Origin of the sequence: Aeromicrobium camelliae (genome assembly GCF_003850045.1) — a bacterium.
Classification (GTDB): domain Bacteria; phylum Actinomycetota; class Actinomycetes; order Propionibacteriales; family Nocardioidaceae; genus Aeromicrobium; species Aeromicrobium camelliae.
The window spans coordinates 21,606-44,085 of sequence record NZ_RQJX01000009.1 but is presented as its reverse complement, the minus strand read 5'-3'; the positions used below and the strand labels follow the sequence as shown (position 1 = coordinate 44,085).

The following is a 22,480-nucleotide window of genomic DNA, read 5'->3' as shown; positions in this document are numbered from 1 at the left end:
ATGACATGACCGAGCGTCTCATCGTGGTGGGGAGCGGGGTGGCGGGACTCACCGCGGCCCTCGCGGCCCACGCGCGTGGCCTCGACGTCACGGTGATCACCAAGTCGCTGCTCACCGAGAGCAACACGCGCTATGCGCAAGGCGGGATCGCGGCCGTGACCGCTGACGACGACTCGGTCAGCAGCCACGTCGCCGACACCCTGCGCGCGGGTGCGGGTCTGAGCGAACCGACGTCCGCCGAAGCAGTCTGCGCCGCGGGGACGGAGACCGTCGCCGAGCTCATCGCGGCGGGCGTGCGTTTCGACGTCAGCGACGGCCGGCTCGCCCGCGGTCTGGAAGCCGCGCACTCGCGTGCCCGCATCCTGCATGCGGACGGCGACGCCACGGGCGCGGCCATCGTCGGCGCGCTCGTCGCCCGCGCGCTCGAGGCAGGAATCGACGTCCGCGAGCACACGATGGTCGCCGACCTGCTCGTGCGGGACGGCCGGGTGCACGGTGTGCACCTCCTCGACGGCGAGCAACTCGACACCGACGCCGTCGTCCTCGCCACCGGGGGCGCCGGACATCTGTACCCGTACACGACCAACCCCGCGGTGGCGACCGGCGACGGTCTCGCCCTCGCACTTCGCGCGGGCGCGGTCCTCGCCGACGTCGAATTCGTGCAATTCCACCCCACCTCGCTCGCCGTCGGCGGCAACGTCCTCGTCTCGGAGGCGGTGCGAGGGGAGGGCGCCGTCCTGCGGGACGTGCACGGTCACCGCTTCATGCTCGACGTCCACCCCGACGCCGAGCTGGCTCCCCGTGACGTCGTCGCCCGGGCCATCGCCCGCCAGATGGCGGTGCAGAACGGAGCGCCCGTCCATCTGGATGCGACGGCTCTCGGCGCCGACTTCCTCGCCCGTCGGTTCCCCACGATCGACGCGACGGTCCGCGGTCGGGGAATCGACTGGTCCGTGGAACCGGTGCCCGTCACCCCCGCCGCCCACTACGTCATGGGAGGCGTCGCCACGGATCTGTGGGGACGCACGAGCGTGCCCGGTCTGCTGGCCGTCGGCGAGGTCGCGTGGACGGGGCTGCACGGAGCCAACCGCCTCGCCTCGAACTCGTTGCTGGAAGGTGCGGTCTTCGGCCGCCGCGTGGTCGACGGCCTCATCGAGCAAAGCGCGTCGTCAACGCCGACCCTGACGTCGGGTGAGGAGCCGATCGTGCTCCGCGCCGCCGGTGCCGACCGGTGGTGCGGTCGCGATGACATCCAGCAGCTCGCCTGGGAGGCGCTCGGCCTCGAGCGCGAGGGCGCCCTGCTCGACCGCGCCCTGCAGACCCTCACCACCTGGCAGGTGGCGAGCCCCACGGATGTGAAGTCCGCCGAGGACGCCAACCTGCTCCTCGTCGCACGCGCGGTCGCTGCCGCCGCGCTCGCCCGCGAGGAGTCGCGTGGTGCTCACTGGCGTACCGACGCCCCGGATGTCGCACGATCGGTTCGGCACTCGTTCGTGCGTTGGGAGGCCTGATGCTCACCCCTGACCACATCGACCGCGTCGTCCGCCTCGCGCTGGAGGAGGACGCGCCGTTCGGCGACCTCACCTCGCAGGCGTTCATCCCCGCGGACGCGGTGGCTCGCGCCGATCTCGTCGCACGCGAGCCGGGCGTGTTCAGCGGCGGAGAGGTGTTCGCGGTCGCGATGACGGCCCTCGACGGCACGGTCGAGGTGCATGGGCTGTGGGATGAAGGGGAGCGCTTCGCCGCCGGTGACGTGCTCGCGTCGGTCGAGGGTTCCGCCCGTTCGGTCCTGCGGGCCGAGCGGGTCGCGCTCAACCTCACGCAGCGGATGAGCGGCATCGCGACGCTGACGGCGCAGTACGTGGGCGCCGTCGAAGGCACCCGTGCGCGCGTGGTGGACACGCGCAAGACGACGCCCGGCCTGCGCGTCCTCGAGCGTCACGCCGTGCGCTGCGGCGGTGGGCACAATCACCGGTTCTCGCTGTCGGACGCGGTGATGGCCAAGGACAACCACCTGGCCCTCGTCGACGACATCACCGAGGCGATCCGTGCTGCGCGGGCTGCACTTCCGCACACCACGCATATCGAGGTCGAGGTGGACCGGCTGGACCAGATCGAGCCGGTGCTGAAGGGCGGCGTCGACACGATCATGCTGGACAACTTCTCGCTCGACGACTTGCGTCGTGGCGTCGAGCTGGTGGCCGGTCGAGCCATCGTCGAGGCGAGCGGCGGCGTCACGCTCGACACCATCGGCGACATCGCGAAGACCGGCGTCGACGTCATCAGCGTCGGCGCGCTGACCCACGGCGTCCGCGCCCTCGATCTCGGGCTCGACGTCCGGGTGCGGCAGTGAGCTACCTCGACGAGGCGGCCACAGCTCCGGTCCGCCGCGAGGTTCTCGAGGCGATGTGGCCGTACCTCACGCAGCAGTTCGCCAATCCGGCCAGCCAGCACGAGCCGGGCAAGCTCGCCGCCCGCGCGCTGGAGGATGCCCGGGCGAGGGTGGCCGCCCGCCTCGGGGCCCGGCCCTCGGAGATCGTGTTCACGTCGGGCGGCACCGAGGCCGACAACGCGGCCATCAAAGGCGTCGCGCTCGCGGCGCCACGGGGCCGGCACGTGCTGGTCAGCGCCGTCGAGCATCCGGCGGTGCTCGAGTCCGCGGGTTGGCTGAAGCGGTGGGGCTTCGAGCTCGAGGAGATCCCGGTCGATCGCGAGGGCGTGGTGTCGCCGCAGTCCCTGCGCGAACTCATCCGGCCGGACACGACGCTCGTGAGCATCCAGTACGCGAACAACGAGGTGGGCACGGTCCAGGACATCGCGGCCCTCGCCGAGGTGGCCGCGGAGCATCAGGTCCCGTTCCACACCGACGCCGTGCAGGCTGCCGGATCCCTCGATCTCGATGTCGAGCGACTCGGCGTGCAGGCGATGAGTCTCGCCGGGCACAAGATCGGAACTCCCAAAGGCATCGGTGCGCTCTATCTTCGGCGCAGGGTGCCGTTCGAGCCGCTCGTCCACGGGGGCGGACAGCAGCGAGGACGTCGTTCGGGCACGGAGAACGTCGCCGCCGCGGTCGCGATGGCGGTCGCGCTCGAGACGAATGCCGATTCCGCGTCGATGTCAGCGCTGTCGTCGCGTCGCGACCGGTTCGTGGCGGAGGTGCTTTCCGCCGTCCCCACGGCCCGGCTCACCGGTCACCTGAGTCGGCGGCTGCCCGGCAACGCCTCGTTCGTCTTCCCCGGCCGCAGCGGCGAGTCGATCCTGCTCGACCTCGAGCAACGCGGGATCTACTGCTCCAGCGGCTCGGCCTGCGCGGCGGGTGAGGACGAGCCGAGCCACGTGCTGACCGCGATGGGTTATGAGCCTGCCGTCGCGCAGACCGCCGTGCGGTTCACCTTCGGAACGGGTGTCAGCGACGAGGAGTTGGCGGCAACCGTGGACGCGTTGCGTCACGCGGCGACGGTCTGACGCGTCACGTTCGTTCGGCGTCACCGCCCGCGTCGGCGAGTCACGGTCGGTCGTCGAAGTCGAAGCAGCCGACGGTGTCGGCGAGGGCTTCGAGAGCAGCGCGCATGTCGGCCGGATCGGCGTCGAAGGGTTCCTCGAAGGCGGCGTTGACGAACACGTTGCCGCACACTCACGTGCCGCCGCGCGCATTGACATGTGCCTGTCCTGAAGCGAGCTCGAAGGCACCGTCCTGATCAGAGACGAAGGCCGCGCGGTCCTCGGTGACGTCGTCTGAGTACAGGCGAGCGAGAATCAGCAGCGATGCGTCGTCGGTGTGGATGCGGCACGCTGGGAGGCTGGGCTCGCGCCGTGCGGGATCGGGCTCCGCGAGGGGCGCGTCCTCGAGTTCGGGGCTCGTCGCCGTGAAGCGATTCGTCCCCATGACCTTCTCAGCCGTCGACGCGGGAACCGAGCAGGCCGTCTGTTCCTCGTACGGTGCCTGCCAGAGGCCGCACGCGGAGAGGACGATGATCGACACCGTCGTCCACCACACCGCGAGCGACGTACCGGCGACGGTTCTGTGCTCAGGCATCCTCACCCCCGGAAGTTCCCGTCGAGGCTACCAGGAGCGGACGGCGTCCTCGGTTTGCTGACGGCACCGGAAGAAGTCGCCTGGGCGAGTGCTCCCTCGCCAGCGGCCGAGGCGTCCGCGCCTGTTCCGGTTGCTGCGGGTCGGTGACGTACGCTGGAAACGCCATGGACGCCGCCCGTTCGTATCTCGATCACGCCGCGACCACCCCGATGCTGCCCGAGGCCGTCGAGGTGATGTCACGCGAGCTGGGACGCGTGGGCAACGCCTCCTCATTGCACGCCTCCGGACGCGCCGCTCGCCGGGTCGTGGAGGAGTCGCGCGAACTGATCGCGGAGCGGCTGGGCGCCCGTCCCTCCGAGGTCGTGTTCACGTCCGGCGGCACCGAGGCCAACAACCTGGCCATCAAGGGACTGTTCTGGGCGCGTCGCTCGCCAGAACGCCAGCGCATCCTCTTCAGCTCCATCGAGCACCACGCGCTGCTGGACCCGGTCACCTGGCTTGCCGCTCACGAGGGCGCCCGCATCGACGTGACCCCGGTCGACCGGCAGGGTCGCATCCAGCTCGATGCGTTGCACGCGTCGGTCGAGCAGAACCCCGACGACATCACGGTGCTCACCACGATGTGGGCGAACAACGAGATGGGCACGATCCAGCCGATCCGCGAGGTGGTCGAGCTCGCAGGTCGGCACGGCATCCCCGTGCACTCTGACGCCGTGCAGGCGGCGGGTTACGTGCCGCTGGACTTCGCCGGCAGCGAACTCGATGCCATGACCGTCACCGCGCACAAGCTCGGCGGACCGGTGGGCGTCGGCGCCCTCGTCATCAAGCGCGACGTCGCCCCCACGCCGCTGCTGCACGGCGGGGGGCAGGAGCGCGACCTGCGGTCCGGAACCGTCGGCGTCGCGCTGATCGCCGCGTTCGCCACGGCGCTCGACCTGACCGTCGCGCGTCAGGCTGAGCAGGCGGACCGCATCGAGCGGTTGCGCCAGCGGCTCGTCGACGGGATCACCCGGATCGTGCCCGATGCCGTCGTGAACGGCGATCCGCACGCCGGGCAGGATCACCGCCTGCCCAACATCGCCCACGTGACGTTCCCCGGCTGCGAAGGCGATGCGATGCTGATGCTCTTCGACGCGCAGGGCGTCGAGGTGTCGACCGGGTCGGCGTGCGCGGCCGGAGTGCCGCAGCCGAGCCACGTGCTACTTGCCATGGGCTTCGACGAGGTCGCCGCGCGCGGATCGCTGCGCTTCAGCCTCGGTCATTCCTCGACCGACGCCGACGTCGACCGCGTCCTCGAGGTGCTTCCCGCCGTCCACGAACGCGCGCGAGCCGCGCGGCTGGTGCGCGGAGGGACGCGATGAGGGTCATCGCCGCCATGTCGGGCGGAGTCGACTCGGCAGTGGCCGCCGCTCGCGCGGTGGAGGCCGGACACGACGTCACCGGCGTGCATCTCGCGTTGAGCCGCAATCCGCGCTCGTACCGCTCCGGAGCGCGCGGGTGCTGCTCGATCGAGGACGCCGGCGATGCTCGTCGTGCCGCAGACGCGATCGGCATCCCGTTCTACGTGTGGGACATGAGCGACGAGTTCGCCGACGAGGTCGTCGAGGACTTCATCGCCGAGTACACCGCCGGTCGCACCCCCAATCCCTGCCTGCGCTGCAACGAGAAGATCAAGTTCGCCGCCGTCCTCGACCGTGCCCTCGCGCTCGGCTTCGACGCCGTGGCGACGGGGCACTACGCCCAGCTGCGCACCGCTGCGGACGGGACCATCGAGATGCACCGGGCGCTCGATCACGGCAAGGACCAGTCGTACGTGCTGGGCGTGCTGACCCAGGAGCAGTTGCAGCGTTCGCTGTTCCCGCTCGGCGGCGACACGAAGGACGTCGTCCGCGCCGAGGCGGAGCGGCGCGGCCTCCAGGTCGCGCATAAGCCCGACAGCCACGACATCTGTTTCATCGCCGACGGCGACAACGCCGGATGGCTCAGCGAGAAGCTCGGTCCCAAGCCGGGGCGGATCGTCGACGAGGACGGGCGCGTGCTGCGCGAGCACGACGGCGCCTACCAGTTCACCATCGGTCAGCGCCGGGGACTGCGGCTCGGCGTGCCGGCCGACGACGGCAAGCCTCGCTTCGTCCTCGACATCGAACCGGTGAGCGGCACCGTCACCGTCGGCCCTCGCGAGCACCTCCTCGTCGACACGCTGGAGTGCGTCCGTCCGTTGTGGTGCGGCGCGGCACCGACCGAGACACTCGAGTGCACGGTGCAGCTGCGAGCTCACGGAGCCGAGCATCGGGCCCGGGTCACCGTGCTCGACGACGAGCGGCTGCGCGTGGACTTGCTCGATCCGGCCGACGGCATCGCCCCCGGCCAGGCGTGCGTGATCTACGACGGCACTCGCGTCGTCGGTTCCGGCACGATCAGCCGCACCGAGCGCATCGCCGCAGCCCGGTCCTGACGCCGTCCGTCAGGCGAGCGGCTTCTCGAGCACGAGGTCGTCCTCGACCCGCTCACCGACCTGGAAGCGGCGCTCGCCGACGACCGCGAAGCCGTGCTTGGCGTAGAAGCGCTGGGCGCGCTGATTCAGCCCGTTCACGCCGAGCCACACGCTGGCCGCGCCCTCGGCGGCGGCCCAGTCGATCGTGTGCGTGAGGAGTGCCGCGGCGGTGCCCGTGCCGTGCGCCGCCGGATCGGCATAGCACTTGCTCAGCTCGACCGTGGGGCGGTGCCGGACGAGGCGGGCCAGGTCCGGGTCGTACGGCTCGCCGGTGACGGCCATCGTGTAGCCGGTGAGTCGCCCCGCGTCCTCGGCCACGAACACCGCGCGGCCGGCATCGGCGAGATAGTCGGCGAAGCGTTCGGCGGACAGGTGCTCGGCGACGAACGCGTCCATGTCGGCCTGCGAGAGGTGCGGGGGACACGCGAGCGGGAAGGTCAGGGCCGCGAGGGCAGCCAGTTCGGACAGGTCCGCAGGTTCAGCGCGCCGGATCGTCACGCAGCGAGCGTAGCGAGCACGCATCGCCGCTCCGCGAGTGGTGCAGACCTGTCCGCGAGTGGTGCGAATGCGCGACGACGGCCGGGGTCGGACCGCGAATCTGCACCACTCGGCGTCCCCGGGCGGGCGGGCGAGGGAGAGCTGGGAGAATCGGCCTATGCGTGCGACTGGGGTGGGTTCGATGCCGGGGGAGGACTACCTCGAGACGCTGAAGGTCGTCAGCGGTGAGTTGTCCGATCTCGTGTTCGTGCCGGAGCTGCCGTCGCGCGGTGCGCAGGCCGGCATGATCGGACGGACCCTCGGCGTGGTCTCCGAACTCGCGGTCGACCTCCAGCCGGCGGGCTGGCGCCTGGCGCTCGGCGACGGCATCGACCATCGCCGCGCCACCTCGCTGCTCGCGCAGGATCTCGACGTGATGGAGGAGCACCTCCAGGAGTACGACGGTGCGGTTAAGCACCAGCTGACCGGTCCGCTCACGCTCGCCGCTGCGGTCGCGCTCCCGCGCGGGGAGCGTGTGCTCGCCGACCACGGTGCGCGGCGCGATCTGGCCGAGGCCCTCGCCGAGGGGGTGCGTGAGCACCTCGCTGATCTTCGGCGACGCTTCCCCGGACGCGAGCTCATCCTCCAGATCGACGAACCGGGCATCTCGGCCGTGCTGTCGGGATCGGTCCCCACGTCGAGCGGGTTCGGCCGGTACCGCGTCGTCCACCCGCCCGAGGCGGACGCGCTGCTGCGACCGGTCGTCGAGGCTGCCGACGACGCCGGAGCGACGCCTATCGTGCATTGCTGCGCTGAGCAGGTGCCCGTGTCGCTGCTCGCCGGAGCGGGCTTCACGGCGATCGGGTTCGACCTCTCGCTCGCCCGGCCTGAGGACGTCTGGGCCGAGGCGATCGAGCAGGGCGTGGACCTGTGGTTCGGTTCCTTGGATGAGCCCGCCGTCGAGACGTTCATGCGCCGGCTCGGTTACGAGCCGCCGTCCTATGCGGGCCGCTCTGTCGTCACTCCGCCGTGCGGTCTGGCCGGGAGCACGCCGGCGGAAGCCCGCAGCGCTCTTGCCCGCGCACAGCGCGTCGCTGGACGCTTCTGACCCTGGTCGAGCGCGGCCGGTCGATGTCCGTCCGTAGCGCTAATGTCAACCTCATGGCCGAGGACGAGACCGCCCGCGACGAGGACGCGCTGCGCCAGCGCCACAAGGACCTCACCGAGCAGCTGCAAGAGCATCGCCAGCGCTACTACGTCGAGGACGCGCCCACGATCTCCGACGCCGAGTACGACGCCCTGATGCGCGAGCTCGAGGAGCTCGAAGAACGCCTCCCCGAGCTGCGCACGCCCGACTCGCCGACGCAGACCGTCGGCGGGTACGCCTCGAGCAGTTTCGAGCCGTACGAGCACCGCGAGCGCATGATGAGCCTCGACAACGCGTTCAGCGCCGAGGAGCTGGACGCCTGGCACCAGCGCATCGTGCGCGAAGGGGCCGAGAGCGCGGACTTCCTGTGCGAACTCAAGGTCGACGGCCTGGCCATCTCCCTCACCTATGAGAACGGCGTCCTCACCCGGGGTGTCACCCGTGGCGACGGGCGCATCGGCGAGGACGTGACCGGAAACGTCAAGACCGTCAAGGTCATCCCGCATCGCCTGACGCCCTCGGACGACTACCCGGTCCCCGCCTACGTCGAGATCCGCGGCGAGGTGTACTTCCCGACACAGGCCTTCGAGGAGTTCAACGCCGCCTGGGCCGAGTCGGGCAAGACCCCGTTCGCCAACCCGCGCAACGCGGCCGCCGGCTCGCTGCGCATGAAAGACGCCTCGATCACGGCGTCCCGGCCGCTGTCGATGGTGTGTCACGGCCTCGGCTACCGCGAGGGCTTCACCCCGGACCGGCAGTCCGAGGCGTACGCCGCCCTCAAGGCCTGGGGCCTGCCCACGAGCGACCGCGCCAAGGTCGTCCGCACGATGGACGAGGTGCGCGAGTTCATCGACTACTACGGCGAGCACCGGCACGATGTCGAGCACGACATCGACGGCGTCGTCGTCAAGGTCGATCAGGTCGCGCTGCAGGGCCGGTTGGGCTCCACGTCCCGTGCGCCGCGATGGGCCATCGCGTTCAAGTACCCGCCCGAGGAGGTCAACACCCGGCTGCTGGACATCCGGGTGAACGTCGGCCGTACCGGCCGGGTCACTCCGTACGGGGTCATGGAGCCGGTCAAGGTCGCCGGCTCCACCGTGGAGATGGCGACGCTGCACAACCAGCACGAGGTCAAGCGCAAGGGCGTGCTCATCGGCGACATGGTCGTGCTCCGCAAGGCCGGCGACGTCATCCCCGAGATCGTCGGTCCGGTCCCGGCCCTGCGTGACGGTTCCGAACGCGAATTCGTCATGCCGACGCACTGCCCCGCCTGCGGTACCGAACTGCGGCCGGAGAAGGAGGGCGACGCCGACATTCGCTGTCCCAACCAGCGTTCGTGCCCCTCACAGCTGCGCGAGCGGCTCACGCACGTCGGCAGCCGCGGTGCGTTCGACATCGAGGTCTTCGGCTGGGAGGGTGCCACCGCACTGCTCGACGCCGGAGTGCTCGTCGACGAGGGCGGGCTCTTCTCCCTCACCGAAGACGATCTGCTCAAGGTTCCGCTGTACACGCGGGCAGCCAAGCGGGCGGAGCGGCAGGCGGGCGCCCCCGAGCGCGTCCTCAGCGCGAACGGCGTCGCACTGCTCGAGAACCTCGAGAAGGCCAAGACCCAGCCACTGTGGCGGGTCCTCGTCGCCCTGTCTATCCGCCACGTCGGGCCCACGGCGGCCCGGGCGCTGGCCACGGAGTTCGGCTCGATGGACGCGATCCGCGAGGCGAGCGCTGAGCGGCTCGCCGCCGCGGAGGGAGTAGGCCCCACGATCGCCGAGGCCGTCGCCGAGTGGTTCACCGTCGACTGGCACCGCGGCATCGTCGACGCGTGGCAGGCCGCGGGCGTGCGCATGGAGGACGAGCGCGACGTCACCGTGGAGCGCACCCTGGAAGGGCTCACGGTCGTCGTCACCGGCTCGCTCGAGCGATTCACCCGCGACTCCGTCAAGGAGGCGATCATCGCCCGCGGCGGCAAGGCCTCGGGCTCGGTGAGCAAGAAGACCGACTACGTCGTAGTCGGCGACTCGCCCGGGTCCAAAGCCGACAAGGCCGAGCAGCTCGGGGTCCCGATCCTCGACGAGGAGCGATTCGAGCTGCTCCTCGAACTCGGTCCTCAGGCGCTCGAATCCGACGCATCAACTTCGTGAAAAAGCCCCGAAGTCGCAGCTCATTTTTGTATGGTGAGGGTATGTCGACGAGGGGAGAGCTCTGATGGATCCGCGCACGTTCGCGTTGGCCTACCCGCGCGACCCCGTCTCGCCGCGGTCGTACGGCCCCCGGATCGACAAGCTGCTCGTCGACTCCCGCAGCTTCTCCCACGGTTTCGGGCGTATCCTGCACGACGCGCTGACCGGACGACCGCTGCCGCAGCGTTTCCAATTCCGCACGTGGGCCACCAGGTACACGAGTTGGCTCAATCGGGGCATGGGCGGTCTGGAACGCGAGTTCGACGCTCTGCTGGAGGGTCTGTCCTCCTCGCAGGACTTCACCCGGCTGTTCATGGAGCTGAACTTCCATCGGCTCAATGCTCCGGTGGCCAGCTGGTGGGAGACGCTGCTGTACGACGGCGGCACGGCCAGCTTGTCCGGTTCGCAGGTCACCCGCGCCCGCTTCGAGCTCTCCAAGACGGCGCTGACGGTCGTGCGGTCGCGTGACCAGCTGGTCGAGCGCGACCTGTATTTCACGGACGATTTCGAGGAGTTCCGCGGGTGGATGATCGGCGCGCTGACCGAGATGGACGGCATGGTCGCGCTGATGGAGCTGTGCCGGCGCATCCCTGGAACGTTCGTGATCCCAGCGCCCCCGCAGTTCGAGAACATGGCGGGCCCCGCCAACGCGGACCTCATCGTCGTCCAGCCGCGCGACGGGTGGCGGGTGCGCGGCGTGCAGCTGAAGGCGTCGAGCACGCATCGTCACGTCGACCGCTACGACCGCGACCGGGTGACGCTCGTCGACGGCATCGTCGACATGTACAACGAACGAGCGATGCGCAGGCACCAACGTCGCTCCGACAAGGACGTGGTGTCCTGGCCGGGTCTGGTAGCGGCGCATTATCTCGCGTCCCTGGCGCCCGGACGCGAGACCGAAGAGTGGTCCAAGCTGCCTGACCTCTACTCCACGTCCTCGAAGGCGCAGGAGGCCACCCACTCGACAGTGTCGCGCAACCAGGAGGTCTTCGACACGCTGATCGAGCGCATCGTGGCCGACCTCGGCCCCGCCGCGGTGAACGGCGAAGGCGAGGGGCCCGGCATCGTGCCCACTCACTAGGATGGAGGGCATGTCGTCTTCTGCGATCTCCCGTGACGACGTCGCCCACCTCGCGAGCCTCGCTCGCATCGACCTGTCCGACGACGAGCTCGACCGTCTGGGCGCGGAACTGCCCGCGATCCTCGAGCACGTCAAGGTCGTCCAGCAGGTGGCCGGCGACGATGTCCCGCCCATGAGCCACCCCATCCCGGTGGCGAACGTCTTCCGTGCCGACGTCCCCCGACCCGGCCTCACCCCGCAGGAGGCGTTGGCCGGCGCGCCGGAGAGCGAGGAGCAGCGCTTCCTCGTGCCGCAGATCCTGGGAGAAGAATGAGCATCGATGTCACCACAGCCACCGCGGCATCGCTCGCTGAGGCGCTCGCCGACGGCTCGACCTCCTCGGTCGAGGTCACGCAGGCCTATCTGGACCGGATCGCCGGCAGCGACGAACGACTGAACGCGTTCTTGCACGTCGACGCCGAGGGCGCGCTCGCCACGGCGCGCGACGTCGACGCACGCCGAGCGGCAGGTGAGCAGCTTGCCACGCTGGCCGGCGTCCCGATCGCGGTCAAGGACCTCATCGTCACGACGGGCCAGCCGACCACGGCAGGCTCCAAGATGCTCGAAGGCTGGGTCCCGCCGTACGACGCCACCGTCGTCACCCGGCTGCGCGAGGCGGGCCTGCCGATCCTGGGCAAAACCAACCTCGACGAGTTCGCCATGGGATCCTCCAACGAGCACTCCGCGTACGGTCCCGCCCGCAACCCCTGGGACACCACGCGCATTCCCGGCGGTTCGAGTGGCGGCTCCGCTGCGGCCGTCGCCGCGTTCGAGGCGCCGCTCGCGCTGGGCACCGACACGGGCGGCTCCATCCGCCAGCCCGCGGCGATGACCGGCATCGTCGGGGTCAAGCCCACCTACGGCGGCGTGTCGCGCCACGGCGTCATTGCGATGGCCAGCAGCCTCGATCAGGTCGGCCCCATGGCCCGCACGGTGTTGGACGCCGCTCTGGTCCACGAGGTGGTCGCCGGGCACGATCCGCTCGACTCCACCAGCATCGAGCGCCCGGTGCCGGCCGTCGTCGAGGCCGCTCGCCGCGGCGACGTGTCCGGTCTTCGGATCGGTGTCGTCCGCGAGTTCGGCGGGGAGGGCTTCCAGCCCGGGGTGCGCGCCGCGTTCGACCGCGCCGTGGAGCTGCTCGCCAAGGCCGGAGCCGAGGTCGTCGAGGTCAGCTGCCCGCATTTCTCGCACGGCATCGCGGCCTACTACCTGGTCATGCCGAGCGAGGTCAGCAGCAACCTCGCCCGCTTCGACGCGATGCGGTACGGCCTGCGCGTGATGCCGCACGAGGGTGCCAGCGCCGAGCAGGTCATGGCGGCGAGCCGTGACGCCGGCTTCGGCGACGAGGTCAAGCGCCGCATCGTGCTCGGCACGTACGCACTCTCGAGCGGCTACTACGACGCCTACTACGGCTCGGCCCAGAAGGTACGCACGCTCATCGCCCGCGACTTCGAGGCCGCGTTCGAGCAGGTCGATGTGCTCGTCTCGCCCACCGCTCCCACCACCGCGTGGAAGCTGGGGGAGAAGTCCGACGATCCGCTGTCGATGTACCTCGAGGACGTCGCCACCATCCCGGCCAACCTTGCAGGCGTGCCCGGGCTCAGCCTGCCCGTGGGCCTGGCCGAGGACTCCGGGCTGCCGGTGGGCGTGCAGTTCCTGGCGCCGGCGATGGCCGACGACCGCCTGTACAACGCGGCCGCCGCCCTCGAACGACTCGTGGACATGCCGCGGCTGGAGGAGATCACGTGAGCGAGCTCAGCGAGCGAACCAACAGGACCCTTTCCTGCCGGCGTCTGCCGACCGCCGGCATTCTCAGGCAGGTGACGGCATGAGCACGACGACGACCCTCGTCCCCTTCGAGGACGCCCTGACCCGGTACGAGCCGGTCATGGGCCTCGAGGTCCACGTGGAGCTGAACACGGCTACCAAGATGTTCTGCGGTTGCGCGACCACGTTCGGTGCCGAGCCCAACACGCAGGTCTGTCCCGTCTGCCTCGGGTTGCCCGGCGCTCTGCCGGTGGTCAACGAGAAGGCCGTCGAGTCAGCCATCCGCATCGGCCTCGCGCTCAACTGCGAGATCGCTGACTGGTGCCGGTTCGCCCGGAAGAACTACTTCTACCCGGACATGCCGAAGAACTTCCAGACATCCCAGTACGACGAGCCCATCGCGTACAACGGCTGGACCGAGGTCGAGGTCGACGGTGAGGTCTTCCGCATCGAGATCGAGCGCGCGCACATGGAGGAGGACACCGGCAAGTCGCTGCACGTGGGCGGTTCGACCGGTCGCATCCATGGCGCATCCCACTCGCTGCTGGACTACAACCGCGCGGGGATTCCGCTGATCGAGATCGTCACGAAGCCGATCGAGGTGCCCGGCGACAAGGCTCCCTCGGTCGCCCGTGCCTACGTCAACCACCTGCGCGACCTCATGCTCGCGCTCGGCGTGTCCGACGCGCGCATGGACCAGGGATCGTTGCGCGCCGACGTCAACCTGTCCCTGCGGCCGGTCGGCACCACGACCTTCGGTACCCGCAGCGAGACCAAGAACGTCAACTCGTTCCGGTCCGTCGAACGCGCCGTCCGCTACGAGGTCAGCCGCCACGCCGGCATCCTCGACGCGGGGGGTTCGGTCGTGCAGGAGACGCGCCACTTCCACGAGTCCGACGGCAGCACGTCCGCGGGCCGCGAGAAGTCCGACGCCGAGGACTACCGCTACTTCCCCGAGCCGGATCTCGCGCCCGTCGCGCCGTCGCGGGAGTGGGTCGAGGAGCTTCGGGCGACCCTGCCGGAGCCCCCGGCTGAACGGCGCAAGCGGCTGCAGAGCGAGTGGGGCTTCTCCGACCTGGACATGCGCGACACGGTCGGCGCGGGTGCGCTCGACCTCGTCGCGGCGACGATCGAGGCCGGCACCTCGCCGGCTGCCGCGAAGAAGTGGTGGCTCGGTGAACTGGCGCGCCGTTCCAACGAGCAGGGCGTCGACATCGCCGAGCTGCCGATCACGCCCCAGCAGGTGGCGCAGATCCAGTCGCTCATCGACGCGGGCCGGATCAACGACAAGCTCGCTCGCTCGGTCTTCGACGGCGTGCTCGCCGGCGAGGGGAGCGCGGAGGAGGTCGTCGCCGCTCGTGGCCTCGAGGTCGTGTCCGACGACGGCGCGTTGAGTGCCGCTGTGGACCAGGCGATCGCCGACAACCCGGACGTCGCCGAGAAGATCCGCGGTGGCAAGGTGCAGGCTGCCGGTGCGCTCATCGGAGCTGTCATGAAGCAGATGCGCGGTCAAGCCGACGCGGCTCGGGTACGCGAGCTCATCCTCGAGAAGCTCAGCTGAGGCTCGCGGACCACCAGGGAGCCGCCTAGATTGGGCGCGTGACGATTCAGCGCAGCGCCGATCTCGTCCTCGAAGGGGGAGGAGTCAAGGGCATCGCCCTTGTGGGAGCCGCGGTCGCGTTGGCCGAGCACGGCTACCGGTTCGAGCGGATCGCCGGATCCTCCGCGGGCGCGCTGGTGGGCGCCATCATGGCAGCGATGCAGCAGCGCGGCGAATCGATGGATCGTGTCGACGACATCATGCGCACCGTCGACTACCGCGGGATGCTGGATCGCCGCCGCGGTGGTCGGCTGCTGCGCTGGTGGCCGCGGGCGGCCGACGCCTGGGGCGTCCTGTTCCACCTCGGGGCGTACCAAGGCTCGCACCTTCAGCGCTGGCTGGACGGCGTCCTCGGCGATCTGGGGGTGCGGACGTTCGCCGATCTGCGGTTCGACGACCCCGGAACGTCGCTGGCGCCGGATCTGTCGTACCGGCTCGTGATCACCACGAGCGATCTTTCGCGGCAGCGGGTCATGTACCTGCCGTGGGATCTGGCCGCGTACGGGCGCGAGTCGGACTCGTTCCCGGTGGCTCGCGCGGTGCGTGCATCAGCGGCCATCCCGTTCCTGTTCGAGCCCGTGCGCATGAAATCGTCGTTCGGCGTGTCGACCCTCGCGGACGGTTCGCTGCTGCGCAGTTATCCGATCGAGATCTTCGACCGCACCGATGGTCTGCCGAGCCGGTGGCCCACGATCGGAGTGAGGCTCAGTTCGCCCGCAGGAGAGCGGGCCAAGGCCAAGCCCGTCACCGGTCCGGTCTCGTTGCTGATGAACCTGATCTTCACCACCGTGGACTCCACACAGATCCGTCATGTCAGCGATCCGGTGGACGTCGACCGGAGCATCTTCGCCAAGCCGCGGGGAGTGCGCTGGACCGATTTCGACCTCACACCGGACCAGCAGCAGAGTCTTTTCGAGGCCGGTCACACCGCGGCACGGCGATGGATCGCGAAGCATCCCGACGGTCCGCGACTGTCGCGCCCGGTCTTGTCGTGAAACACGTGTCAACCGTATAGCTTGATTTGTGAGAAGGTAAGCATATGGCTGTCGCTTTGATCGGGGATCTCGTCAACTCCCGCAGCTGGGACGACCGTGCTGCATTGCAGCGTGCGCTGCTGGCCGCGTGCGACGCGGCGAATCAGCGCATCCCGGGGGCCGAACAACCGCCTGAGCCGACGATCGGCGACGAGTTCCAGGCAGTCTACGCCGACCTCGCCGATGCCGTCGACGCCGTCCTCGTGCTACGGCTGGCGTTGCCGCATCCGGCCGACTGTCGCGTGGGCATCGGCGTGGGAGACGTCGCGGTCGTCGGTGCGACCTCGTACGGTCTGACGCAGGACGGATCGGCCTGGTGGGCGGCGCGAGCCGCCTTGGAGTCGCTCGAAGCACGCGAACGACGCGTTCCGGGGGTCCGCACGTCCGTGCAGTGGGCTGAGGATCAGGCGAAGGAGGAGTACGTGAACGGCTACGCCGCATGCCGCGACCACATCGTCAGCGGATTCGACGCCCGCCAGCGTCGCCTCGCCCTGGGTGCGCTCGACGGCCGGACCCAGGCGGAGCTCGCCGAGTCCGAGGGCATCACCCGTTCGGCCGTGTCCCAGAGCCTGCGCAAGAGCGGCGCCCTCGTGCTGAAGGAACTCTGGACCCGCGCATGATGCTCGCCGCCCTCCTGCTCGCAGCTCTCGGCGCCGCCGACCTCGTCCGTCGTCCCGGCGGCCGCACTCACGTGCTGGAGGTCCCGTTCCTCACTGCGCTGGCCGTCTTCGTGCTGGGCGCGGCGGCGCTGGGATTCGGTCGCGAGGGCATCTGGGTCGCGGTCCCGGCAATGGCCGTGGTGGTGGCATGGTTGTCGGCGCAGACCGCCGCGCGGTTGTACGGGCTGATCACAGGCGCGGCAGCGGTGGCCGCCGCGCTGCTGTTCGGACAACACGTGCCGCGTCACGAACCCCCCATCGAGCCTTGGTACGACAGCCTCGAGATCCCCGCCTTGCAGTCGGTCCCGCTGGACGCAGCCGTGCTCGGACTCGCCGTCGTGGTGTTCCTCGTGCAGTCGGCCAACGTCGTGGTCAGGGCGGTTCTGCGCAAGGCCGGCCCCGCTGTGCTCGAGGAAGAGCAGGAACTCCAGGGTGGGCGGATCCTCGGGCCGATCGAGCGCGTGTTCATCTTCGCGATGGCGCTGGCCGGGCAGTACGCGGCGGTGGCCGCCGTCATGGCGGCGAAAGGGGTGCTGCGATTCCCCGAGATCTCCCGCGATGCGGCCGGTGGGAGCAGGGCCGAATACGTCCTCGTCGGCAGTTTCGTGAGCTGGGCACTGGCCTTTGCCGCCGTCCCATTGTTCTGACCCGCAACCGAGTCGCCGGATGTGCGGCGTACTCTTTTGCCCATGACCCCCGCGGACCGCACCTCCGACCAGATCGACATCAAGCCGCGCAGCCGGCCGGTCACCGACGGCATCGAGGCCACCGCGTCGCGCGGCATGCTCCGTGCCGTCGGCATGGGTGACGACGACTGGGAGAAGCCCCAGATCGGCGTCGCCTCGAGCTGGAACGAGATCACGCCGTGCAACCTCTCGCTGGACCGCCTGGCCAAGGCGTCGAAGGAAGGCGTTCACGCCGGCGGCGGGTATCCCTTGGAGTTCGGCACCATCAGCGTGTCCGACGGCATCTCGATGGGCCACGAGGGCATGCACTTCTCGCTGGTGAGCCGCGAGGTCATCGCCGACTCGGTCGAGACCGTGATGATGGCTGAGCGCCTCGACGGCTCCGTCCTGTTGGCCGGATGCGACAAGAGCCTGCCCGGCATGCTCATGGCGGCCGCGCGCCTCGATCTCGCCAGCGTCTTCCTGTACGCCGGCACGATCATGCCGGGCAAGGTCGACGGCGAGGACGTCACCCTCATCGACGGCTTCGAGGGTGTCGGCGCGTGCATGAAGGGGCTCATCTCCCGCGAGCAGCTCGACAAGATCGAGCGCAACATCTGCCCCGGCGAGGGCGCGTGCGGCGGCATGTACACCGCCAACACCATGGCCTCGGTCGCCGAGGCGATCGGCATGAGCCTTCCCGGCTCGGCCGCGCCGCCGGCGATCGACCGTCGCCGCGACGGCTACGCCAAGGCCTCCGGCGAGGCCGTGGTGAACCTGCTCCGCAAGGGGATCACCGCCCGCGACATCATGACGCTCGAGGCCTTCGAGAACGCCATCGCCGTCGTCATGGCCCTCGGCGGATCGACCAACGCCGTCCTGCACCTGCTGGCGATCGCGCGCGAGGCGCAGGTCCCGCTGACCCTCGACGACTTCAACCGCATCGGTGACAAGGTTCCGCACCTGGGCGACCTCAAGCCGTTCGGCAAGTACGTCATGTACGACGTCGACCAGGTCGGCGGCATCCCGGTCGTGATGAAGGCGCTGCTCGACGCCGGCCTCATGCACGGCGACACCCTCACGGTCACCGGGAAGACCATGGCCGAGAACCTCGCGGACCTCGGCCTCGACGGCGGCGTCGACGGCAGCGTCATCCGCCCGCTCGATCAGCCGATCCACCGCACGGGCGGCATCACCGTCCTGCACGGGTCGCTGGCGCCCGAAGGCGCCGTGGTCAAGAGCGCCGGCTTCGACTCCGACGTCTTCCGCGGCACCGCTCGGGTGTTCGACGGCGAGCGCGCCGCGATGGACGCGCTCGAGGACGGCACCATCGTGCCCGGCGACGTCGTGGTCATCCGGTACGAGGGCCCGAAGGGCGGCCCCGGCATGCGCGAAATGCTCAAGATCACCGGCGCCATCAAGGGCGCGGGGCTCGGCAAGGACGTGCTGCTCCTCACTGACGGCCGCTTCTCCGGCGGAACGACCGGCCTGTGCGTCGGCCACGTCGCGCCTGAGGCGGTCGACGGTGGTCCGATCGCGTTCGTCCGGACCGGCGACATCATCGAGCTCGACATGGCCAACCGCACCCTCGAGGTGGAGATCGACGCCGAGGAGCTCGAGCGTCGCAAGGAGGGCTGGAGCCCGCTGCCGCCGAAGTACACGACCGGCGTGCTGGCCAAGTACCGCAAGCTCGTGTCGTCGGCTGCCGACGGCGCGGTCTGCGGCTGAGCGTTCCGGACGCTGACGGCGCCTGCGCCGCCGGCGTTCTCGGCGCGCTGAGAACGTCCCGGAGACCTATACTTCGGGGGTGAATCGTGACGTGTTCACCGCCGCCGGGCGGATCCGCCCGGCGTACGACGAGATCGACTGGGCGGCGACGCCGCTCGGTGATCCGTCCACGTGGAGCGTGACGTTACGCGACACCGTCGATCTGATGCTGCACAGCAAGTTCGCGATGACCTTGCTGTGGGGGCCGGAGTACGTCCTGGTCTACAACGAGGCGTACGTGCCGGTGATCGGCGACAAGCACCCCTCGGCCCTCGGCCGACCGGCGCGCGAGGCCTTCCCCGAGGCGTGGGACGTCATCGGGCCGCTCATGCGGCAGGCCCGGGAGACCGGGGTGGCGACGCACGTCATCGATCAGAAACTGCCGCTCTTCCGGCGCGGTTTCCTCGAGGACTGCTTCTTCAGCTACTCCTACTCGCCGGTGCGCGGTCCCTCCGGGGAGATCGAGGGCGTCATCGACGTCATGGTCGAGACGACGCGCGAGATGGCGATCAGCCGGCGCAGCGAGCTCATCGTCCAGCTCGCTGACGCGTTGCTGCCTGCGCAGAGCCGCGCGGACGCCGTGCGTCGTGCCATCGAGGTGCTGACGCAGACCGACACCGACATGGCGTCAGCCGCGATCGTGCCTCTGGAGTCCACCAGTGTCGATCCGGGGGACGCTCGACACCTCGTCATGGACCTCGGTGCCGCGCGCGGTGAGGCGCGACTGGCGCTCGACGTGGTCCTCAGCCCGGGCCTCGTCATCGACGATCACACGACCGCGTTCATCAAGGTCGTCGCCGACACGATCGGACGGGCCCTCGACCGCGTCGCCGCGATGGAGGCCGAACGTCATGCCGGAGAGCTGACGCGCCAACTGGCCGAGACGTTGCAGCGCAGTCTGCTGCCGGAGGTGCGGTCGCCGGAGCGGTTCGAGATGGCGGTCCGCTACCAGGCGGCCGCCGAGCAGGCGCAGATCGGTGGTGACTGGTACGACGTCTTCCCGCTCTCGGACGGGTCGCTGGCCTTCGCCGTGGGGGATGTCTCCGGCCACGACCGCGAGGCCGCAGCGGCCATGGCGCAGGTGCGCAATCTGCTGCGCGGGATCTCGTTCACCCAGCCGGGCTCGCCCGGGCTCGTCATGCAGGCGCTCGATCGGGCGCTCGAGGGCCTCGGCGTGGGCGCCGTAGCGACGGCACTGTTCGCCCGATTGGAGGAGCAGCCGGACGGCATCGAGATGCGATGGAGCAATGCCGGCCACCCGGCGCCGATCCTGTTGTGTGCGGACGGCAGCGCGCAGCTGCTGGAGACGGCACCCGAACTGATGCTCGGCGTGGACGGATCGTCCCCACGCCGCGACCACGTCACGCCGCTGGCGCCCGGTGACGCCATCGTCTGTTACACCGACGGCCTCGTGGAGCGCCGCGACCGGGGCGTGGATGAAGGCATGGACGAGCTCCTCACGCTGCTGCAGGGGTACACCCACCTGAGCTCGGATGCGCTGTGCGACCTCATCGCGACGTTCGCAGCCGACGCCGAGGACGACGTCGCGGTGCTGGTGCTCCGGGCCCGCTGAGGGTGGGGGAGCGACCGGTAGAATCGCGCGGTGTCTGACATCGACCCCGACGAGCTCGCCATCGCCCTGAAGGTGCTCGACGCCGCGCAGTACCTCGGCGACGAGGACGAGGCGTACGTCGCGCTGCGCCGGGCGTGCGGCAAGTTCTACAAGGACGTCAAGAAGCAGCGCCGCAAGGCCAAACGCGAGGCCATCGCGGCCGCGGACCGCGCGGTGATCGAGGCGACGGCGACCGGCTCCCCGCGGCGCATCGACGACGAGACCGCCGGGCTCCCGCTCGTGTCGAGTGCTCGCGGTGCCACGGCGGGGACGCTGATCGTGCCGAGGCCCTGCTACATCTGCAAGCAGGACTACACCGTGGTGGACGCGTTCTACCATCAGCTCTGCCCCGAGTGCGCAGCCACGAGCCACGCCAAGCGCGATGCGCGGACCGACCTCACGGGCAGGCGCGCCCTGCTCACGGGCGGGCGGGCCAAGATCGGCATGTACATCGCGCTGCGGCTGCTGCGCGACGGCGCGCACACGACGATCACGACCCGCTTCCCGCGCGACGCCGTCCGCCGCTTCCAGTCGATGCCCGACAGCGGCGACTGGATCGATCGGCTCAAGATCGTGGGGATCGACCTGCGCGACCCGGCACAAGTCATCGGCCTCGCGGACGACGTCGCAGCGGCAGGCCCGCTGGACATCCTCATCAACAACGCCGCGCAGACCGTCAAACGGTCGCCGGGCGCCTACCAGTCACTCATCGAGGCTGAGGCCGCACCGCTGCCGGAGGGTCGAGTGCCCGAACTCGTGACGTTCGGTCACACCAGCGATGCCCACCCCGAGGCGCTCGTCGGGTCGGTCGCGGCTCATCCGGTTCTGGCCGGTGACGCGGCGACCGCCGACGCGCTGACCGCGGTGGCGCTCACTGCGGGGTCTGCGGACCTGACCCGGATCGACGCCGGCGGTCTGCTGCCGGACGTGGTCGACACCAACAGCTGGGTCCAGCACGTCGGACAGGTGGACGCCCTCGAACTGCTCGAGGTGCAACTCTGCAACAGCGTCGCGCCGTTCATCCTCGTGAGTCGGCTTCGGCCGGCGATGGCAGCGGCGGTCGAGGCCGGCGCGCATCGCGCCTACGTCGTGAACGTGTCGGCGATGGAAGGGCAGTTCGGTCGCGGCTACAAGGGTCCGGGCCACCCGCACACGAACATGGCCAAAGCCGCGCTCAACATGCTCACCCGCACGAGCGCGGGGGAGATGTTCGAGTCGGACAAGATCCTCATGACGGCCGTCGACACGGGATGGATCACCGACGAGCGGCCGCACACCACCAAGGTGCGGCTCGCTGAGGAGGGCTTCAAAGCCCCGCTCGACCTCGTCGACGGCGCGGCCCGCGTCTACGACCCGATCGTGCGCGGTGAAGCCGGCGAGGACCTCTACGGCGTCTTCCTCAAGGACTACCGGCCCGCCCCCTGGTAACCGCCCCGCTCCGAGCGGTGAGCTGTCACGCACCGGTCGGGCGGGCGGTGGGTCATCACGCACGATCTTCCGCTCCCTGTGGGACCACTTCCACGCAGCCGCCCGAGCAGCTCGGCGCACCGCTGTGCAGCTCTCCTCAGAACGCACGACCGCCCCGCACCGAGCTGGTGCGGGGCGGTCGGAGCGGAGGTCTTACTGCTGGGTGACAGCGTCCGAGCACTCCTCGATCAGCGTGTCCTGAAGGCCGTCGAGCGCCTCTTCGTCCTTCTTGGAGCCCTCGTAGTCCTCGTCCTGATCGACCATGGCCTGCAGGGTCTCGTTGGAGAGGTCGGAGTCGTGGAAGACCTGGGCGAAGCAGTCGGCGGCGGACTCCGGGACTGGAATGACGGAGTCCTCGCTCTGCAGGGACTTGGAGAGCTCATCCACGCTCGGGCGCGAGTCTCCCCACCGCAGGCGCTCAGACCGAGCGTCAGCGTGAGGGCGGCACCGGCGGCGGC

Annotated in this window: 20 protein-coding genes; 17 read left to right on the top strand and 3 right to left on the bottom strand. The window is 69.9% G+C overall.

All coding sequences use genetic code 11. The features are described from left to right. Positions 1 to 5 precede the first annotated feature (5 nt). Genes nadB through EHW97_RS08130 form a run of 3 tightly spaced genes read left to right on the top strand, consistent with a single transcriptional unit; the run spans position 6 to position 3,465 of the window. A complete protein-coding gene (gene nadB, locus EHW97_RS08140; RefSeq protein WP_124236675.1) occupies positions 6 to 1,511 on the top strand; it encodes an L-aspartate oxidase in 1,506 nt (501 codons plus the stop codon). Further along, complete coding sequence (gene nadC / locus EHW97_RS08135) at positions 1,511 to 2,353, top strand: carboxylating nicotinate-nucleotide diphosphorylase (RefSeq protein ID WP_124236674.1); 843 nt, start codon at positions 1,511 to 1,513, stop codon at positions 2,351 to 2,353. Before nadB ends, nadC begins: the two co-directional genes overlap by 1 nt. Continuing rightward, positions 2,350 to 3,465 (top strand): cysteine desulfurase family protein, encoded by a 1,116-nt coding sequence (locus EHW97_RS08130; protein WP_124236673.1) that lies wholly within the window; start codon positions 2,350 to 2,352, stop codon positions 3,463 to 3,465. The genes nadC and EHW97_RS08130 overlap by 4 nt, the downstream gene beginning before the upstream one ends. Positions 3,466 to 3,634: 169 nt before the next feature. Here the strand turns inward: EHW97_RS08130 and EHW97_RS08125 are convergent, their stop codons facing one another. Next, positions 3,635 to 4,036 carry a hypothetical protein gene (locus tag EHW97_RS08125; RefSeq protein WP_124236672.1) on the bottom strand — a complete coding sequence of 134 codons (402 nt, stop codon included), beginning with the start codon at positions 4,034 to 4,036 and terminating at the stop codon, positions 3,635 to 3,637. A 164-nt stretch (positions 4,037 to 4,200) separates the two neighbouring features. Here EHW97_RS08125 and EHW97_RS08120 point away from each other — a divergent pair, with 164 nt between their 5' ends. Next, a complete protein-coding gene (locus tag EHW97_RS08120) occupies positions 4,201 to 5,397 on the top strand; it encodes a cysteine desulfurase family protein (protein WP_124236671.1) in 1,197 nt (398 codons plus the stop codon). Continuing rightward, positions 5,394 to 6,491: a tRNA 2-thiouridine(34) synthase MnmA gene (gene mnmA, locus EHW97_RS08115; RefSeq protein WP_124236670.1), complete on the top strand. Its 1,098-nt coding sequence runs from the start codon at positions 5,394 to 5,396 to the stop codon at positions 6,489 to 6,491. The genes EHW97_RS08120 and mnmA overlap by 4 nt, the downstream gene beginning before the upstream one ends. 9 nt (positions 6,492 to 6,500) lie before the next feature. Here mnmA and EHW97_RS08110 read toward each other — a convergent pair whose 3' ends face one another. After that, positions 6,501 to 7,028, bottom strand: coding sequence for a GNAT family N-acetyltransferase (locus tag EHW97_RS08110; RefSeq protein ID WP_208001956.1), 528 nt, complete (start codon positions 7,026 to 7,028; stop codon positions 6,501 to 6,503). A 157-nt stretch (positions 7,029 to 7,185) separates the two neighbouring features. Here EHW97_RS08110 and EHW97_RS08105 point away from each other — a divergent pair, with 157 nt between their 5' ends. The 12 genes from EHW97_RS08105 to EHW97_RS08050 all read left to right on the top strand — a co-directional run bounded on the left by EHW97_RS08105 (position 7,186) and on the right by EHW97_RS08050 (position 21,983). Continuing rightward, positions 7,186 to 8,115, top strand: a complete 930-nt coding sequence (locus tag EHW97_RS08105) for a uroporphyrinogen decarboxylase/cobalamine-independent methonine synthase family protein (RefSeq protein WP_124236668.1) — start codon at positions 7,186 to 7,188, stop codon at positions 8,113 to 8,115. A 53-nt stretch (positions 8,116 to 8,168) separates the two neighbouring features. Next, a complete protein-coding gene (gene ligA, locus EHW97_RS08100) occupies positions 8,169 to 10,292 on the top strand; it encodes an NAD-dependent DNA ligase LigA (protein WP_166367445.1) in 2,124 nt (707 codons plus the stop codon). 64 nt (positions 10,293 to 10,356) lie between these two features. Further along, positions 10,357 to 11,412: a hypothetical protein gene (locus EHW97_RS08095; RefSeq protein ID WP_124236666.1), complete on the top strand. Its 1,056-nt coding sequence runs from the start codon at positions 10,357 to 10,359 to the stop codon at positions 11,410 to 11,412. A 10-nt stretch (positions 11,413 to 11,422) separates the two neighbouring features. Next, complete coding sequence (gene gatC / locus EHW97_RS08090) at positions 11,423 to 11,725, top strand: Asp-tRNA(Asn)/Glu-tRNA(Gln) amidotransferase subunit GatC (protein WP_124236665.1); 303 nt, start codon at positions 11,423 to 11,425, stop codon at positions 11,723 to 11,725. After that, the gene (gene gatA, locus EHW97_RS08085; protein ID WP_124236664.1) at positions 11,722 to 13,200 is read left to right on the top strand and encodes an Asp-tRNA(Asn)/Glu-tRNA(Gln) amidotransferase subunit GatA; all 1,479 of its coding nucleotides are present in this window, start codon (positions 11,722 to 11,724) and stop codon (positions 13,198 to 13,200) included. Before gatC ends, gatA begins: the two co-directional genes overlap by 4 nt. Positions 13,201 to 13,279: 79 nt before the next feature. Next, entirely contained in the window at positions 13,280 to 14,779 is a 1,500-nt protein-coding gene (gene gatB, locus EHW97_RS08080; RefSeq protein ID WP_124236663.1) for an Asp-tRNA(Asn)/Glu-tRNA(Gln) amidotransferase subunit GatB, read from the top strand. A 38-nt stretch (positions 14,780 to 14,817) separates the two neighbouring features. Continuing rightward, positions 14,818 to 15,813, top strand: coding sequence for a patatin-like phospholipase family protein (locus EHW97_RS08075; RefSeq protein WP_166367444.1), 996 nt, complete (start codon positions 14,818 to 14,820; stop codon positions 15,811 to 15,813). Positions 15,814 to 15,857: 44 nt separating this feature from the next. Then, a complete protein-coding gene (locus EHW97_RS08070; RefSeq protein WP_124236661.1) occupies positions 15,858 to 16,472 on the top strand; it encodes a SatD family protein in 615 nt (204 codons plus the stop codon). Continuing rightward, positions 16,472 to 17,158 carry a hypothetical protein gene (locus tag EHW97_RS08065; protein WP_166367443.1) on the top strand — a complete coding sequence of 229 codons (687 nt, stop codon included), beginning with the start codon at positions 16,472 to 16,474 and terminating at the stop codon, positions 17,156 to 17,158. The genes EHW97_RS08070 and EHW97_RS08065 overlap by 1 nt, the downstream gene beginning before the upstream one ends. A gap of 42 nt (positions 17,159 to 17,200) precedes the next feature. Then, a complete protein-coding gene (gene ilvD / locus EHW97_RS08060) occupies positions 17,201 to 18,904 on the top strand; it encodes a dihydroxy-acid dehydratase (RefSeq protein ID WP_124236659.1) in 1,704 nt (567 codons plus the stop codon). Between the two features lie 79 nt (positions 18,905 to 18,983). Continuing rightward, entirely contained in the window at positions 18,984 to 20,516 is a 1,533-nt protein-coding gene (locus EHW97_RS08055; RefSeq protein WP_124236658.1) for a SpoIIE family protein phosphatase, read from the top strand. Positions 20,517 to 20,546: 30 nt separating this feature from the next. Further along, positions 20,547 to 21,983, top strand: coding sequence for an SDR family NAD(P)-dependent oxidoreductase (locus EHW97_RS08050; RefSeq protein WP_124236657.1), 1,437 nt, complete (start codon positions 20,547 to 20,549; stop codon positions 21,981 to 21,983). Positions 21,984 to 22,175: 192 nt separating this feature from the next. Here the strand turns inward: EHW97_RS08050 and EHW97_RS08045 are convergent, their stop codons facing one another. Continuing rightward, positions 22,176 to 22,409, bottom strand: coding sequence for a hypothetical protein (locus EHW97_RS08045; protein ID WP_124236656.1), 234 nt, complete (start codon positions 22,407 to 22,409; stop codon positions 22,176 to 22,178). Positions 22,410 to 22,480 lie beyond the last annotated feature (71 nt).

What these genes read in the sequence shown, in the direction of transcription:
- nadB (WP_124236675.1), top strand. Translation starts at nt 6, where the DNA reads ATGACCGAGCGTCTCATCGTGGTGGGGAGCGGGGTGGCGGGACTCACC.
- nadC (WP_124236674.1), top strand. Translation starts at nt 1,511, where the DNA reads ATGCTCACCCCTGACCACATCGACCGCGTCGTCCGCCTCGCGCTGGAG.
- EHW97_RS08125 (WP_124236672.1), bottom strand. Translation starts at nt 4,036, where the DNA reads ATGCCTGAGCACAGAACCGTCGCCGGTACGTCGCTCGCGGTGTGGTGG.
- EHW97_RS08120 (WP_124236671.1), top strand. Translation starts at nt 4,201, where the DNA reads ATGGACGCCGCCCGTTCGTATCTCGATCACGCCGCGACCACCCCGATG.
- mnmA (WP_124236670.1), top strand. Translation starts at nt 5,394, where the DNA reads ATGAGGGTCATCGCCGCCATGTCGGGCGGAGTCGACTCGGCAGTGGCC.
- EHW97_RS08105 (WP_124236668.1), top strand. Translation starts at nt 7,186, where the DNA reads ATGCGTGCGACTGGGGTGGGTTCGATGCCGGGGGAGGACTACCTCGAG.
- ligA (WP_166367445.1), top strand. Translation starts at nt 8,169, where the DNA reads ATGGCCGAGGACGAGACCGCCCGCGACGAGGACGCGCTGCGCCAGCGC.
- EHW97_RS08095 (WP_124236666.1), top strand. Translation starts at nt 10,357, where the DNA reads ATGGATCCGCGCACGTTCGCGTTGGCCTACCCGCGCGACCCCGTCTCG.
- gatC (WP_124236665.1), top strand. Translation starts at nt 11,423, where the DNA reads ATGTCGTCTTCTGCGATCTCCCGTGACGACGTCGCCCACCTCGCGAGC.
- gatA (WP_124236664.1), top strand. Translation starts at nt 11,722, where the DNA reads ATGAGCATCGATGTCACCACAGCCACCGCGGCATCGCTCGCTGAGGCG.
- gatB (WP_124236663.1), top strand. Translation starts at nt 13,280, where the DNA reads ATGAGCACGACGACGACCCTCGTCCCCTTCGAGGACGCCCTGACCCGG.
- EHW97_RS08070 (WP_124236661.1), top strand. Translation starts at nt 15,858, where the DNA reads ATGGCTGTCGCTTTGATCGGGGATCTCGTCAACTCCCGCAGCTGGGAC.
- EHW97_RS08065 (WP_166367443.1), top strand. Translation starts at nt 16,472, where the DNA reads ATGCTCGCCGCCCTCCTGCTCGCAGCTCTCGGCGCCGCCGACCTCGTC.
- ilvD (WP_124236659.1), top strand. Translation starts at nt 17,201, where the DNA reads ATGACCCCCGCGGACCGCACCTCCGACCAGATCGACATCAAGCCGCGC.